This window comes from Roseateles sp. P1_C1_2 (genome assembly GCF_056406535.1).
The window spans coordinates 45,746-58,997 of sequence record NZ_JBFUAB010000028.1; the positions used below are offsets into that span (position 1 = coordinate 45,746).

General features: G+C 67.0%; 16 protein-coding genes. 7 read left to right on the forward strand and 9 right to left on the reverse strand.

The features are described 5' to 3' along the window. Nucleotides 1-4: 4 nt before the first annotated feature. Entirely contained in the window at nt 5-337 is a 333-nt protein-coding gene (cyaY, locus tag AC1D2H_RS24915) for an iron donor protein CyaY (RefSeq protein ID WP_477930485.1), read from the reverse strand. Between the two features lie 11 nt (nt 338-348). Between cyaY and lptM the strand changes: the two genes are divergently transcribed. After that, nucleotides 349-474: an LPS translocon maturation chaperone LptM gene (gene lptM / locus AC1D2H_RS24920; RefSeq protein WP_477930486.1), complete on the forward strand. Its 126-nt coding sequence runs from the start codon at nt 349-351 to the stop codon at nt 472-474. Here the strand turns inward: lptM and AC1D2H_RS24925 are convergent. The 6 genes from AC1D2H_RS24925 to AC1D2H_RS24950 form a co-directional block, all read right to left on the reverse strand. After that, nucleotides 471-1,466 (reverse strand): ABC transporter ATP-binding protein, encoded by a 996-nt coding sequence (locus AC1D2H_RS24925; protein WP_477930488.1) that lies wholly within the window; start codon nt 1,464-1,466, stop codon nt 471-473. The genes lptM and AC1D2H_RS24925 overlap by 4 nt on opposite strands. Further along, nucleotides 1,463-2,446, reverse strand: coding sequence for an ABC transporter ATP-binding protein (locus AC1D2H_RS24930; protein WP_478012788.1), 984 nt, complete (start codon nt 2,444-2,446; stop codon nt 1,463-1,465). The genes AC1D2H_RS24925 and AC1D2H_RS24930 overlap by 4 nt, the downstream gene beginning before the upstream one ends. Nucleotides 2,447-2,451: 5 nt before the next feature. After that, nucleotides 2,452-3,396 (reverse strand): ABC transporter permease, encoded by a 945-nt coding sequence (locus tag AC1D2H_RS24935; RefSeq protein WP_477930491.1) that lies wholly within the window; start codon nt 3,394-3,396, stop codon nt 2,452-2,454. An 82-nt stretch (nt 3,397-3,478) separates the two neighbouring features. Then, entirely contained in the window at nt 3,479-4,456 is a 978-nt protein-coding gene (locus AC1D2H_RS24940; protein ID WP_477930493.1) for an ABC transporter permease, read from the reverse strand. A gap of 174 nt (nt 4,457-4,630) precedes the next feature. After that, nucleotides 4,631-5,836, reverse strand: coding sequence for a porin (locus AC1D2H_RS24945; protein WP_477930495.1), 1,206 nt, complete (start codon nt 5,834-5,836; stop codon nt 4,631-4,633). 189 nt (nt 5,837-6,025) lie between these two features. Continuing rightward, on the reverse strand, nt 6,026-7,048 hold the full coding sequence (locus AC1D2H_RS24950; protein WP_477930496.1) for a porin: 1,023 nt from the start codon (nt 7,046-7,048) through the stop codon (nt 6,026-6,028). Between the two features lie 196 nt (nt 7,049-7,244). Between AC1D2H_RS24950 and coq7 the strand changes: the two genes are divergently transcribed. Beyond that, the gene (gene coq7 / locus AC1D2H_RS24955; protein WP_478012789.1) at nt 7,245-7,907 is read left to right on the forward strand and encodes a 2-polyprenyl-3-methyl-6-methoxy-1,4-benzoquinone monooxygenase; all 663 of its coding nucleotides are present in this window, start codon (nt 7,245-7,247) and stop codon (nt 7,905-7,907) included. An 11-nt stretch (nt 7,908-7,918) separates the two neighbouring features. On the opposite strand, the gene AC1D2H_RS24960 is transcribed toward coq7, so the two are convergent. After that, nucleotides 7,919-8,350, reverse strand: coding sequence for an OsmC family protein (locus tag AC1D2H_RS24960; protein WP_310263339.1), 432 nt, complete (start codon nt 8,348-8,350; stop codon nt 7,919-7,921). A gap of 316 nt (nt 8,351-8,666) precedes the next feature. On the opposite strand from AC1D2H_RS24960, the gene ilvA reads away from it, so the two are divergent. Next, nucleotides 8,667-10,187, forward strand: a complete 1,521-nt coding sequence (ilvA, locus tag AC1D2H_RS24965; RefSeq protein WP_477930602.1) for a threonine ammonia-lyase, biosynthetic — start codon at nt 8,667-8,669, stop codon at nt 10,185-10,187. A gap of 32 nt (nt 10,188-10,219) precedes the next feature. Beyond that, nucleotides 10,220-11,293 carry a nicotinate-nucleotide--dimethylbenzimidazole phosphoribosyltransferase gene (locus AC1D2H_RS24970; RefSeq protein WP_477930500.1) on the forward strand — a complete coding sequence of 358 codons (1,074 nt, stop codon included), beginning with the start codon at nt 10,220-10,222 and terminating at the stop codon, nt 11,291-11,293. A 7-nt stretch (nt 11,294-11,300) separates the two neighbouring features. Here AC1D2H_RS24970 and AC1D2H_RS24975 read toward each other — a convergent pair whose 3' ends face one another. Next, nucleotides 11,301-11,906 (reverse strand): hypothetical protein, encoded by a 606-nt coding sequence (locus AC1D2H_RS24975; protein WP_477930502.1) that lies wholly within the window; start codon nt 11,904-11,906, stop codon nt 11,301-11,303. Between the two features lie 53 nt (nt 11,907-11,959). Here AC1D2H_RS24975 and gspG point away from each other — a divergent pair, with 53 nt between their 5' ends. Genes gspG through gspI form a run of 3 tightly spaced genes read left to right on the forward strand, consistent with a single transcriptional unit; the run spans nt 11,960 to nt 13,198 of the window. Then, nucleotides 11,960-12,394 carry a type II secretion system major pseudopilin GspG gene (gspG, locus tag AC1D2H_RS24980; RefSeq protein WP_477930504.1) on the forward strand — a complete coding sequence of 145 codons (435 nt, stop codon included), beginning with the start codon at nt 11,960-11,962 and terminating at the stop codon, nt 12,392-12,394. After that, on the forward strand, nt 12,378-12,842 hold the full coding sequence (locus AC1D2H_RS24985) for a pilus assembly FimT family protein (RefSeq protein ID WP_478012790.1): 465 nt from the start codon (nt 12,378-12,380) through the stop codon (nt 12,840-12,842). The genes gspG and AC1D2H_RS24985 overlap by 17 nt, the downstream gene beginning before the upstream one ends. After that, on the forward strand, nt 12,839-13,198 hold the full coding sequence (gene gspI / locus AC1D2H_RS24990; RefSeq protein WP_477930507.1) for a type II secretion system minor pseudopilin GspI: 360 nt from the start codon (nt 12,839-12,841) through the stop codon (nt 13,196-13,198). Before AC1D2H_RS24985 ends, gspI begins: the two co-directional genes overlap by 4 nt. The last annotated feature ends 54 nt before the right edge of the window (nt 13,199-13,252 follow it).

Sequence of the window (13,252 nt, forward strand, 5' to 3'; positions counted from 1 at the left end):
AGGTTCAGGCGCTGAACGTCAGCGCCTGGCCAGCCTGCTCGCTGGCGGATTTCGACAAGCGGGCAAGGAACTCCTGGCCCTCGCGGTCCACCCACTGCGAGCCGTCCCACTTGAAGTGATAGCCGCCCGAGCGTGCTGCCAGCCAGATCTCCTGCAGCGGAGGTTGGGTGTTCAGCACGATCTTGCTGCCACCGGGCATGCTCAGCTCGAGCAAGCCACCCGTGCGATGGGTGTCGATGTCCACCACATCGCTCTCGAGCCAGCCATCGATCTGCTCTTCGATACGGGCGAGCAGCGCATGGGCCTTGGTGAGGTAGTCGGCGTCGGACAGGGACATAAACTGGGCGGATGAAGAAGACTGCCGTCAGTTTAGGTGCCCTGCTGATCACCCTTACCGTCCTCATGGGTTGCGGGCAGAAGGGGCCGCTGACGCTGCCGAAGCCAGCCGGCGCGGCCTCGGCGCCCACGCGCTAGGCGCGACCCTCTTCCACCGCGTGGCAGGCCACGCGCACGCCCTTGATCTCCAGCAGCGCCGGCCGCTCGGCCTTGCAGCGCACATTGGCCAGCGGGCAGCGCGGGTGGAAGCTGCAGCCGCTGGGGGGTTGAAGCGGATTCGGCACCTCGCCCTGCACCGGCGTGCGGGAGCGGCCGCTCATGTGGATGTCGGGGATCGCATCCAGCAGCATGCGCGTGTAGGGGTGGCGCGGCCGCGCGAACAGCTCGGCCTTGTCGGCCACCTCGACGAGGCGACCGAGGTACATGACGCCGACCTGGTCGGCCACATGGCGCACCACCGCGAGGTTGTGCGAGATGAAGAGATAGGTCAGGCCGCGCTGGCGCTGCAGGTCCTTCATGATGTTGAGGACCTGGGCCTGCACGGATACGTCGAGCGCCGACGTCGGCTCGTCGCAGACGAGAAACTCGGGCTGGGTCGCCAGCGCCCGCGCGATGGAGATGCGCTGGCGCTGGCCGCCGGAGAACTGATGCGGGAACTTCTCGGCATCGGCCGGGTTCAGGCCGACCGAACTGAGCAGCTCGCCCACCTGCCGCCGGGCCTCGGCGTTGTCGGTCACCAGGCCATGCTCGCGCAGCGGCTCGGCGACGATGTCCAGCACCTTCCAGCGCGGGTTCAGCGACGCATAGGGATCTTGGAAGATCATCTGCATGCGCCGGCGAAGCTTGAGCGCGTTCGGGCCGCCCAGCGTCTTGGCGATGTCTTCGCCGTCAAAGCGCACAGCGCCGCGTGTCGTGCCGTAGAGGCCGACCAGCAACCGCGCGACCGTGCTCTTGCCGCAGCCGCTTTCGCCGACCAAGGCCAGCGTCTTGCCGCGCTCGATGCCGAAGGACACGCCGTCCACCGCATGCACGAAGGCCTTGGGCTTGCGTTCGACGACGCGGTTCAGCCAGGGCGGCGACACATCGAAGATCTTGGCGAGGTCCTGCACCTCGACGAGGTGGGTGCTCATCGCACGGCCTCCACGGTGACGGGCCGCCAGCAGGCGGCATTCGTGGCGCCGACCTGGACCAGATCGGGACGCTCGCTGCGGCAGCGGTCGACGACGCGCGGGCAGCGCGGATTGAAGGCACAGCCTGGCGGGATGGCGGTCAGCCGCGGCATCGAACCATCGATCTGCAGCAGGCGTTCGCGATCCTCGTCCATCGCCGGGATCGAGCCCATCAGGCCGACGGTGTAGGGGTGGGCGGGGCGATGGATGACGTCGGCGACCGGGCCGATCTCGGCAATGCGGCCGGCATACATCACCGCGACGCGATCGCAGGTCTCGGCGATGACGCCCATGTCGTGGGTCACCAGCATGACGGCCGCGCCCTGCTCGCGGCAGATCTTCTTCAGCAGCGCAATGATCTGCGCCTGGATGGACACGTCCAGCGCCGTCGTCGGCTCATCGGCGACGATGAGCTTGGGGTTGCCCGCCAGCGCCAGGGCGATGACGACCCGCTGGCGCATGCCGCCCGAAAACTGGTGCGGGAAATGGTCGATGCGCGCTTCCGGTGCCGGAATGCCGGTGGAGGCCAGCAACTCGATGGCGCGCGCGCGCGCCTGGGCACCCGTCAGGTCGAGATGGGTGGTGATGGTCTCGGTCAACTGGCGGCCGACCGTGTAGAGCGGGTTCAGCGAGGTCAGCGGGTCCTGGAAGACAGCGCCGATCTCCTTGCCGCGAATGCGGCGCAGCTGCTCGTAAGGCAGGTTGTCGATGCGGCGGCCGGCCAATCTGATCTCGCCGGCGGCGATGCGGCCCGGCGGATCCAGCAGGCCGATGATGGCCGCACCGGTCAGCGACTTGCCGGCGCCGGATTCGCCGACGACGCCGAGGATCTCGCCCGGCGCGATCGAGAACGAGATGTCGTCCAGCGCCAGCAGCGTGCCGCGGCGGGTCGGGAACTCCACCCGCAGGTGGCTGACTTCAAGCAACGGGGCAGCTGTCATTGCCATTAACGCAGTCGTGGGTTGAGCGCGTCGCGCAGCCAGTCGCCGAGCAGGTTGACGCTGAGCGTGATCAGGATCAGCGTCAGGCTGGGCCAGGCGGTGATCCACCACTCGCCCGAGAACAGGTAGTCGTTGCCGTTGCGGATCAGGGTGCCCAGGGACGGGCTGGTGGCTGGCACGCCGACGCCCAGGAAGGACAGCGTCGCCTCGGTGATGATGGCCGAGGCGATCTGGATGGTGGCCAGCACCAGGACGGGGCCGAGCACATTGGGCAGCACGTGGCGGCGCATGATGCGAAAGCCGCTGACGCCGATGACGCGGGCCGCCTGCACATACTCCTTGTTGCGCTCCACGAGCGTGGAGCCGCGCACGGTGCGCGCGTACTGCACCCAGCCCGTCAGCGAGATGGCCAGCACGAGGACGACGAAGGCCAGCATGTCGGGCGCATGCGGAAACAGGCTGCGGCCGACGCCGCTGATCATCAGCGCGACCAGGATGGACGGGAAGGACAGCATCACGTCGCAGATGCGCATGATGAAGGCGTCGACTCGCCCGCCGACGAAGCCCGCCAGCAGGCCGAGACTGACGCCGATCAGGATGGACAGCAGCACCGACGCGATGCCGACGAGCAGCGAGATGCGTGCGCCATACATCAGCGCCGACAGGATGTCGCGGCCCTGACCGTCGGTGCCCAGCCAATACCTGGGCTCGCCGCCATCGACCCAGGACGGCGGCTTCAACGAATCCATCAGCTCCAGCGTCGCCAGGTCGAAGGGGTTGTGCGGCGCGACGACTTCCGCGAACAGCGCGCAGACGAAGCAGACCAGCGCGATGACGGCGGCCAGCACCGCCACGGGCGAGGTGCGGAAGGAATGCCAGACGTCGCCGTCGAAAAAGCCGCGCAGCGCGGACGTCGACGGTGTGGGGTTGGGATTGGCGTCAACTGCCATGGTCAGTGGCGCCCGGCCGCCCGAAGGCACTGACGCGCCCCTTCGGGGAGCAGAGAGCAAAGCGAGCGTGGGGGCTTCATGTTCAATGCGCTTTGCCCTCGACACGCAGGCGCGGGTCGACGGCGAAATAGAGCAGATCGACGCCGAGATTGATGACGACGAAGATCAGCGAGATCAGACAGAGGTAGGCGGCCATCACGGGGATGTCGGCGAACTGCACGGCCTGGATGAAGAGCAGCCCCATGCCGGGCCACTGGAAGACCTGCTCGGTGATGATGGCGAACGCGATCAGCGAGCCCAGCTGCAGGCCGGTGATGGTGATGACGGGCACCAGCGTGTTCTTCAGCGCATGGCCGAAGTAGACGCTGCGGTTGGTCAGGCCGCGGGCGCGTGCGAAGCGGATGTAGTCGGTGCGCAGCACCTCCAGCATCTCGGCGCGCACCAGGCGCATGATCAGCGTCAGCTGGAAGGCGGACAGCGTGAAGGCCGGCAGGATCAGATGCAGCAGGCCGTCACGGGTCAGCAGACCGGAGGTCCATGTCCCGAAGGCCACGACGTCGCCACGACCAAAGCTGGGCAGCCACTTCAGCTCCACCGCGAACACCCAGATCAGCACGATGCCGATGACGAAATTGGGCAGGCTGACGCCGAACAGGGTGCCCGTCATCAGCAATTGCGCGCTTGCCTTGCCGCGCCGCAAAGCCGCATAGACGCCGAGCGGAATGCCCAGGCCCAGGGCGATCAGACCGGCGACCAGGGCCAGCTCCAGCGTCGCCGGAAAGCGCTCGGCGATGAGCGTCGACACCTTGCGCCCCTGCCTCAGGCTGATGCCGAACTCGCCCTGCGCCGCGTTGGCCGCAAAGCGGGCGAACTGCACCGGGAAGGGCTGGTCCAGGCCCAGGTCCTTGCGCAGCGCGATGCGCTGCTCCTCGGTCGCGTCCTGGCCCAGCAGGTTGGTCACGGGGTCGCCAACGAACTGGAACAGCATGAAGGCGATGAAAGCCACCGACAACATGACGACCAGGGCCTGAACCAGGCGGCGAAGAATGAAGACCAGCATGAAGTCTCTGAAGCGGGCGCGTCACTGCGCCGCGCGAAGGCGGGATCATGGCGAAGCTTGAGGACCGGGGCCTCCCGGGAAAGCCCTAGCGCGCACGAGCGCCGCCACCAATGAAAACGGGCCGCTTTCGCGGCCCGTCGAGACATCTCGCGAGGCCGCAGCCCCGCATCGACATCAGAAGCGGTGACGCAGGCCGAGCATCGCGCCGCCGCGGCGGTTGGCGTTGTTCAGGAACATGACTTCGCCGCTCAGCTTGGTGTAGTCCATTTCGAAGTAAGCGTCGGTACGCTTGGAGAAGGCGTAGTCCACCACGACGGCGAAGAAGTTCGCCTTGGACTTGGTGTTGGCGTCCGTCGAGAAGCCCAGCGCGTTGCGGAAGGGCACCGCCAGGTTCTGCACCGTGCCGTAATGCGTCTGCTCGGTCAGCCAGACGTTGGCGCCGACGTTCAGCTGAGGGGTCAGCTGATAGGTCGCACCAAACATGATCATGGTGCGCTTCTTGATGTCGGCCGAGTCGGTGTTGAACACGTTGGCGCCCAGGATGCCGCTGGTGTAGGCACCGCGCGTCGTCAGCGCGATATTGGCCAGCGAGCCTGCAGCCGCAGAGGCACCGAAGGCCGCAGCGCTGCTCTGGTTCAGCAGCGTGAAGGGGTTCTCGAACTTGTTCTCGCCCCACGATGCGTGCACGTACAGCGGGCCGTCGGTGTAGGACGCGCCCAGCACGGTCGCCTTGATCTTCTTGCCGGTTTGCTCAGTGGCTTGCAGGTAAGCACCGCCAGCACCGAACTTGCCGTCGTTGTAGCGGCCCATGAAGCCGATGGTCTTGTTCGGCTGTGCCGCTGCGGCACCGGCTTGGCCTTCGCCAGCGCTGACCTGGACTTCGGCATAGAAGCTGCCGAACTGGGCCAGGTACTTGACCATATTGTCCTGACGCGCCGTCATGGACATGCCGATTTCGGGCTTGTACGCCTCGATATAGGGCGAGTAGCGGAAGGAAGCGAAGGTCGACGTGTAGACGTCGAACAGGATGTTGTACTGACGGCCGAGACGGATCTGGCCCAGATCGCTGGACTGCAGGCCGACCCAGGCTTGACGCCAGAAATCGGTTGCCGAGGACGCGGCGCCCGTGTCCGAATTCAGGCGGTGCTCCATGTTCACCAGGGCCTTGAGGCCGCCACCCATGTCTTCGGTGACGTTCACGCCCAGACGGCTTTGCGACATGCCGCCAGGAATCAATTGCTTCGGTGCGACGCCAGGATTGACATTGGTGGTGTAACGCGCAGCTGCGTCCACGATGCCATACAGGGTCACGCTGGACTGGGCCCAAGCGGAAGAAGTGCAAGCGGCCAGAGCGGCGACGGCCAGAGTGGCTTTTTTCATCAAGGTTGTCTCCTGCGAAGAAAAGTGAACCTTTTGATTCTCAGGGATGCGCCCTGCCATAACGGCGGCGTTGTTGTTGATTACCCACAGCAATTCCCCTGTCTCCCACGGGACAAATGCCGAGAACAAAAAAAAGCCGCCCGAAGGCGGCTTTGGCTGATTTGGCGGCGACCCGAAGGCCGCGCGTCATCAGAAGCTGTGGCGAACGCCGACGTCGTAGCCGGTGGATTTCTGGCCGTTTGCCGTAGCGGCCGGAGCGCCGCCCAGCGCGAAGCGGGTCGTGCCATCGTTCTTCAGCTCGGCGAACGTCGTGTACAGCGCGGTGCGCTTGGACAGGTTGTAGATGTAGCCGAGAGCGAACAGCTTGGGCGTGCCAACCGTGGCGAAGCCGGCTTCGCCGCTGGTCTTGGCTTGGCTGTAGGAACCCCAAAGCTGGCCTTGGCCCAGCGGAGCCGTCAGGGAGGCCGTCAGGACCTTCTGCTTGCGCGCCAGGTACTTGGATTCCGTGTAGGACAGCGACGGACGAACCACGCCGAAGTCGTAAGCCGCGCCAACCGAGGTCAGCTTGAACTTGCTGCTGTCAGCGGCATTGGACGTGCTGGCATAAGCACCCGACACGTGCAGGGGACCCTGCTTGTAGCCCGCGCGAACCGACTGGCCCTTGTTGGTGCTCGTGCCTTCACCGGCCGAGACGTCCACGCCGCCGTAGAAGCCGCCCAGGTTGGCGGGCAGCGAGTACGACGCCAGGTTGTCGGCGCGGCCGAAGGACGTGCCGTTGCCGCTGCCCAGGTTGCTGTACAGCACGCTGACGCTGCCCAGACCGGTGAACGCGCTCGGATCGAAGTCTTCGATGTGCAGACGCGACACGGTCTTGTTGCGGCCCAGACGGACTTCACCGAAATCGCCGGCCAGGCTGATCGTGGCACGGCGACCCCAGAAGGCGGCACCGCCACCGGCGACGCCCGTGTCGGTGTCGACCTGGGATTCCAGCCAGAAGCCAGCCTTCAGGCCGCCACCGAGATCTTCGGTGCCGCGCACGCCGAAACGGCTGGTGTTCAGACCGCTGGAGTCCAGCTTCTTGACCGTCAGGCCGCCGGTCTTGACAACCTTGATGTCGGCATCGATGACGCCGAACAAGGTCACGGAGGATTGCGCAACGGCTGCGCCGCCGGTCAGACCGAGGACGGCCAGGGCAATCAGAGCTTTCTTCATTCGATACTCCTAGAAATTCATCCGAGACGCCGACCAAACACGGCTCAGCGACTCACCTCCTGTGAGGAAGTGGGCGTATTCCACCAGAGCCAGGGGCCCCTCGGGAATTCACGGATATGAAATTGTGTGTTGCCGTTGCTGGACCACAACGTCACCCCCCATTCATGATTTCTTCATAGCAACACTGCTTAACTGAATGCATCAGCCTGCAAGCAATATGTATCCCCGCACACTGAGTTTCGGGGACCGCTGGCTCAGCGCCCTGGACTCCGGCCTGCGCACTGTTTTTGCGCCCACCCGGGCGGCGCGCCCGTCGCCCGCGCAGGGCATGGAAGCGGCCGCCATGGACCCGCAGCAAACGCGCGAGGCCGGGGCGCTGATGCGCGTCAACCATGTCGGGGAAATCTGCGCCCAGGCGCTGTATCAATCACAGGCCCTGTTCAGCCGCAGCGATGAACTGCGCGCGCATTTCGAGGCCGCCGCGGAAGAGGAGCTCGACCATCTCGCCTGGACGGCCGACCGCATCACCGAGCTCGGCACCCACACCAGTCACCTGGCACCACTGTGGTGGGCCGGCGCCTTTGCCTGGGGCAGCCTGGCCGGCCTGGCGGGTGACAAATGGAGCCTGGGCTTCGTCGTCGAGACCGAACGCCAGGTCGAAGCGCATCTGGCCTCGCACCTGGACCGCCTCCCCGAAGAAGACCTGCCCTCACGCGCCATCGTCGACCAGATGAAGCGCGAGGAGGCCGAGCATGCCGACGCAGCCCTGGCCGCAGGCGCGTCGCCGCTGCCCGCCCCCATCCAGGGCCTGATGCGCGCCGCGGCCAAGGTCATGACGACCGTGGCCCACCAGGTCTGATCAGAACTGGATCAGACTTCAGCGACCTCGAAGGAGGTGCTGATGGCCGAGGTCTTGGCCAGCATGGCCGTGGCCGAGCAGTACTTCTCGTGCGACAGCGCAACGGCGCGTTCGACGATCTCGGGCTTGAGCCCCTTGCCGCTGACGACGAAATGGAAATGGATGGCCGTGAAGACCTTGGGATCGCTGGTGGCGCGCTCCGCCTTCAGCGTCACCTTGCAGCCGCGCACATCGTGGCGGCCGCGCTTGAGGATGAGAACGACGTCATAGGCGGTGCAGCCGCCGGTGCCAGCGAGCACGGTCTCCATGGGTCGCGGCGCCAGGTTGCGCCCGCCGCCGTCGGGCGCCCCGTCCATGGACAGCACGTGACCGCTGCCGGTCTCGGCAACGAAGCTCATGCCACTCGGGCCCTCAGGACCCAGCCAACTGACGGTGCATTCCATGGTCATCTAGAGTCAAAGCTCCAATTCGTTCACGAAAAATATATTGCAGCGCAGCATAACTCGACGCTAAACTGCTTCCCAAGCGAAAACGTTTTCGCACCGATTGTCTCCTCCACCGCCTCCATGGTGGATTCAACCCGAGCTTGCAAAAGCTCGGGTTTTTTTTCGCCGAAGGCAGACAGCGGCGCCGCATCAGGGGTCTCCCCTATCATGCGGCGCCGCAACAAGACTGCATGGAGACCTGATGAGCGCCCCCTCGCGCCGACGCCCGTCCGCCGCCAAGGCGCCGTCTGCCGCCTCATCCCAGGTGCCCGCGATGCTGCCGCCCGGCAGCAGCTATCTGCAGCGAATTCTGAACGCCCGGGTTTACGACGTCGCCCGCGAAACCTCCCTCAGCGCGGCACCCAAACTCTCCAAGCGCCTGTCCAACAAGGTCTGGCTCAAGCGTGAGGACGAGCAGGACGTCTTCAGCTTCAAGCTGCGCGGCGCCTATAACAAGATGGCGCACCTCTCCCCCGAGCAGCGCGCCGCCGGCGTCATCTGCGCCTCGGCCGGCAACCATGCTCAGGGCGTGGCGCTGTCGGCCAAGAAGCTGGGTTGCCGTGCCGTCATCGTGATGCCGGTGACGACGCCGCAGGTCAAGGTCGACGCGGTGCGCGGCCACGGCGGCGAGGTCGTGCTGTTCGGCGAAAGCTTCACCGACGCCTATGGCCACGCCAAGGAACTGGAAGTTGCGCAGGGCCTGACCTTCGTCCACCCCTTCGACGACCCCGACGTCATCGCCGGCCAGGGCACCATCGCGATGGAGATGCTGCGCCAGCATCCCGGCCCCATCGATGCCATCTTCGTCGCCATCGGCGGCGGCGGTCTGATCTCCGGCGTCGCAGCCTACGTCAAGGCGCTGCGGCCCGAGATCAAGATCATCGGCGTGCAGACGACCGACTCCGACGCCATGCTGCGCTCGGTCAAGGCCGGCAAGCGCGTGACGCTCACCGACGTCGGCCTGTTCGCCGACGGCACCGCCGTCAAGCTGGTGGGCGAGGAGACCTTCCGCATCACCCGCGAGCTGGTCGACGACTTCATCGTCGTCGACACCGATGCCGTCTGCGCCGCCATCAAGGACGTCTTCGAGGACACGCGCTCCATCCTGGAACCCTCCGGCGCGATGAGCGTCGCCGCCGTCAAGCAGTACGCCGCCAAGACCGGCGCCAAGGGCCAGACCCTGGTCGCCATCACCTGTGGCGCCAACATGAACTTCGACCGCCTGCGCTTCGTCGCCGAGCGGGCCGAGGTCGGCGAGCATCGCGAGGCCCTGTTCGCCGTCACTATCCCCGAGGCACGCGGCAGCTTCAAGCGCTTCTGCGAACTGCTGGGGCCGCGCAGCGTCACCGAGTTCAACTACCGCATCGCCGACGCCCGGGTCGCCCACATCTTCGTCGGTATCGCCACGGCCAAGCCCGACGACGCCGCCAAGCTGGCCCGCACCTTCAGCAAGGCCGGCTTCGAGACGCTGGACCTGACCCATGACGAGATGGCCAAGCAGCACATCCGCCACATGGTGGGCGGCCGCAGCGAGCTGGCGCGCCATGAGCGTCTCTACCGCTTCGTCTTCCCCGAACGGCCCGGCGCGCTGATGCGCTTCCTGTCCAGCATGCATCCGGACTGGAACATCAGCCTCTTCCACTACCGCAACCAAGGCGCGGACTACGGCCGCATCCTCGTCGGCATCCAGGTTCCCAAGGGTGACGCCGCGGCCTTGCGTGAGTTTCTCGACGGCCTGAATTACCCCTTCGAAGACGAAACCGCCAATCCGGCCTACCGCTTGTTCCTGGGTTGAGTTGAAATGCGGGGTCTGACAACGCCTGCGCCATGACCGTCGCCCAACAGTCGCTGATTTCCCCCACCGCCAATCCCGAGCTGGAAAAGGCCTTGCGCGACCGCGTCGATCGGCGGTCGGCAATAGCCGGCGGCCTCGGCGAACTGGAGCCGCTGGCCGTGCGCCTGGGGCTCGTGCAGAACAGCCTCACACCGCGCTTCCGCGACCCGGTGCTCGGCCTGTTCGCCTCCGACCACGGCATCGTCGTCGACGGTGTCGGCGCCCAATGGGGCCGGGCGACCAAGGACCAGGTCCAGATGGCCCTGCACGCCCAGCTGCCGGTGTCGGTCTTTGCCAGGCTGCAAGGCCTGCACCTGACCGTCGTCGACTGCGGCGTCGCCGAGAACCTGCCGCCCCATGCCCGGCTGCTGGCGCGCAAGGTCTCCCACGGCACGCGCAATGCCCGCACCGCGCATGCGATGAGCCTGGAACAGGCCCACGCCGGCGTGCGCGTCGGCATGGAGATCGCCGACAACCTGCCCGGCAATGTGCTGGCCTGCGCCGCCATGGGCCAGGGCTCGCCGGAATGCGCCGCCCTCATCCTGGCACGCCTGTCTGATCAACCCGTGCGCGACTTCATCGTGTCCGGCCCGACGATGCGCCAGGACGATCTCGTCCATCTGCTCGACGTGCTGCAAGGCGCCTTGGCCCGCCACCGCGACGCCAAGGAGCCCATGGACATCATGGCGGCCTTCGGCGGCCACGAGATCGCCGTCATGGTCGGCGCCATGCTCGTTGCCGCCAGCAAGCGCAGCCTCATCATCGTGGACGGCATCGCCGCCTGCGCCGCCCTCAAGCTCGCGTCATTGATCTGCGCCCCGGTGACCGACTACGCGGTGTTCTGCCGCAGCCATGTGCACCGCGGCCTGGACGAAGCCCTGGCCCTGTTCCATGCGTCCGCGCTGCTGGAACTGGGCATGGACAGCGCCGACGGCACCGGTGCCGCCCTGGCCTGGCCCATGATCCGCGCCGCGGCGGCCCTGCTGACCGATCTGCACGAGGTCGCCGAGGCCCGCGTCGCGGCGCGCCCCGAACCCGGCGCCCACGTGCCGACGCTGGGCGCCTGAGTTCAGCTCAGCGCTGCTGCCCCTCGCTGCGCATGGGCGGCGGGTTCTGCGTGCCCGGCGGCGGCACATCGGCGCGCAGAGGCACGCCCTGGGCATTCGGCGCAAGAATCGGCGGCGGATTCGGGTTGCCGCCCAGCACCACCGGTGAAGGTGCGGCCGCCTGCAACGCGCCCGTCGCCGGGGCTGCCGGCGGGCTGATCTGCAGCACCTGACTCGGCGCTTGGCCCAGGCGGCCCAGGCTGGCGCTGCGCACATCCACACGCAGCAGGCGCAACTCGCCGTCAACGACGGCACCGACACGCACCGTGCGCGCCACGCCGTCCACCTCGATCAGCGCGACGCCCTCGCCGGCCTCGGCCGCCTTGGCATTCTTGGGCGCGACGACGCCGAGCAGACGCAGCCGCGTCGACGCCGCGACTTCGGGCTCGGGCGCGGTCTCGGCCGCCGTGACGCCGAGCAGCCGGCTCAGGTCGACCTGGGCGCCGCGCGCCTCACCGGCCGGCAGCACTGAGGCCGGCATCGGCAGCGGCCGGGCAAACAGCTGCAGGCTCCAAAAAGCCACCGAGCCGCCCAGCAGCAGCCACACCGTAAACGCCATCGTTCGAGCAAGCATGGCCCATTATGATGGCCCGCTCACCGCAGCTCAGCGCTCCCACGCCCCCAGACATGCGTCGCTCCTCTTTCACAGGCACCGTTGCCCGCGGCTTCACGCTGATCGAACTGCTGGTGGTGCTCGTCATCATCGGCGTGCTCGCCGCCCTCGTCGTGCCCAATGTGCTGGACCGTGCCGAAGACGCCCGCGTCACCGCAGCCCGCACCGACGTCAACAACCTGATGCAGGCTCTCAAGCTCTACAAGCTCGACAACCAACGCTACCCGAGCTCGGAACAAGGCCTGGATGCCCTCGTGCACAAGCCCAGCGCCGGCAACCCGCCGCCGAACTGGAAGCCCTATCTCGAGAAGCTGCCCAACGACCCCTGGGGCCACCCCTATCAATTCGCCAACCCCGGCGTGAAGGGTGAGGTCGATGTCTACAGCTTTGGCGCCGACGGCCGCGCCGGCGGCGAGGGTCGTGACGCCGACATTGGCTCCTGGCAATAAGCCGCGCCGCGCAGCAAGCGGCTTCACGCTGATCGAACTGCTCGTCGTGGTGGCGTTGATCGCCATCACGAGCGCCACGATCACGTTGGCCCTGCGCGACCCGCAGGAACTGCAGTTGCAACGCGAGGCCCAGCGCCTGGCCGCACTGCTGGAGACGGCACGCGCCGAAAGCCGCGCGTCCGGCCTGGCTGTGCGCTGGATTCCCAAGGGCCTCAAGAGCGGCGACGACTTCCGCTTCGAGGGCCTGCCGCGCACCATCCAGTTGCCGACGCGCTGGCTCGGCGAGCCGGTGGCCGTGCAGATCGAGAACGCGACCGCCGCCAATCCCGGCCTCAGCCTCGGCCCCGAGCCTGTCATCCCGGCCCAGCGCCTGCGCCTGCAACTGGGCAACCAGCGCCTCCTGCTCGCTACCGACGGCCTCGGCGCCTTCGACGTCATCACGCCATGAAACACGAGCGCGGCTTCACGCTGATCGAGGTGCTGGTCGCCCTCGTCATCGTCGCCATCGCCCTGGGCGCCGGCATCAAGGCCGCGGGCGCCCTGACCAACAACGCCGAGCGCCTGGGCCTCGTCAGCGCCGGGCAATGGTGCGCCGAGAACCTGCTGACCGAGTTGCGCCTGTCGCAGCAATTCCCCGACATCGGCGAATCGCCCTTCGCCTGCGAGCAGCTCGGCCGCAGCTACACCGGCAAGCTCAGGGTCAGCCCCACGCCCAACCCGCTGTTCCGCCGCGTCGATGCCGACGTCATCGACGACCAGGGCCGGCCCGTGTTGTCGCTGTCCACCATCATGGGGAAGTTCTGATGCACCCCTCGCCCAGCCCGGCGTCGCTGAACGCGAGCCAGGCCAGTCGGTCCC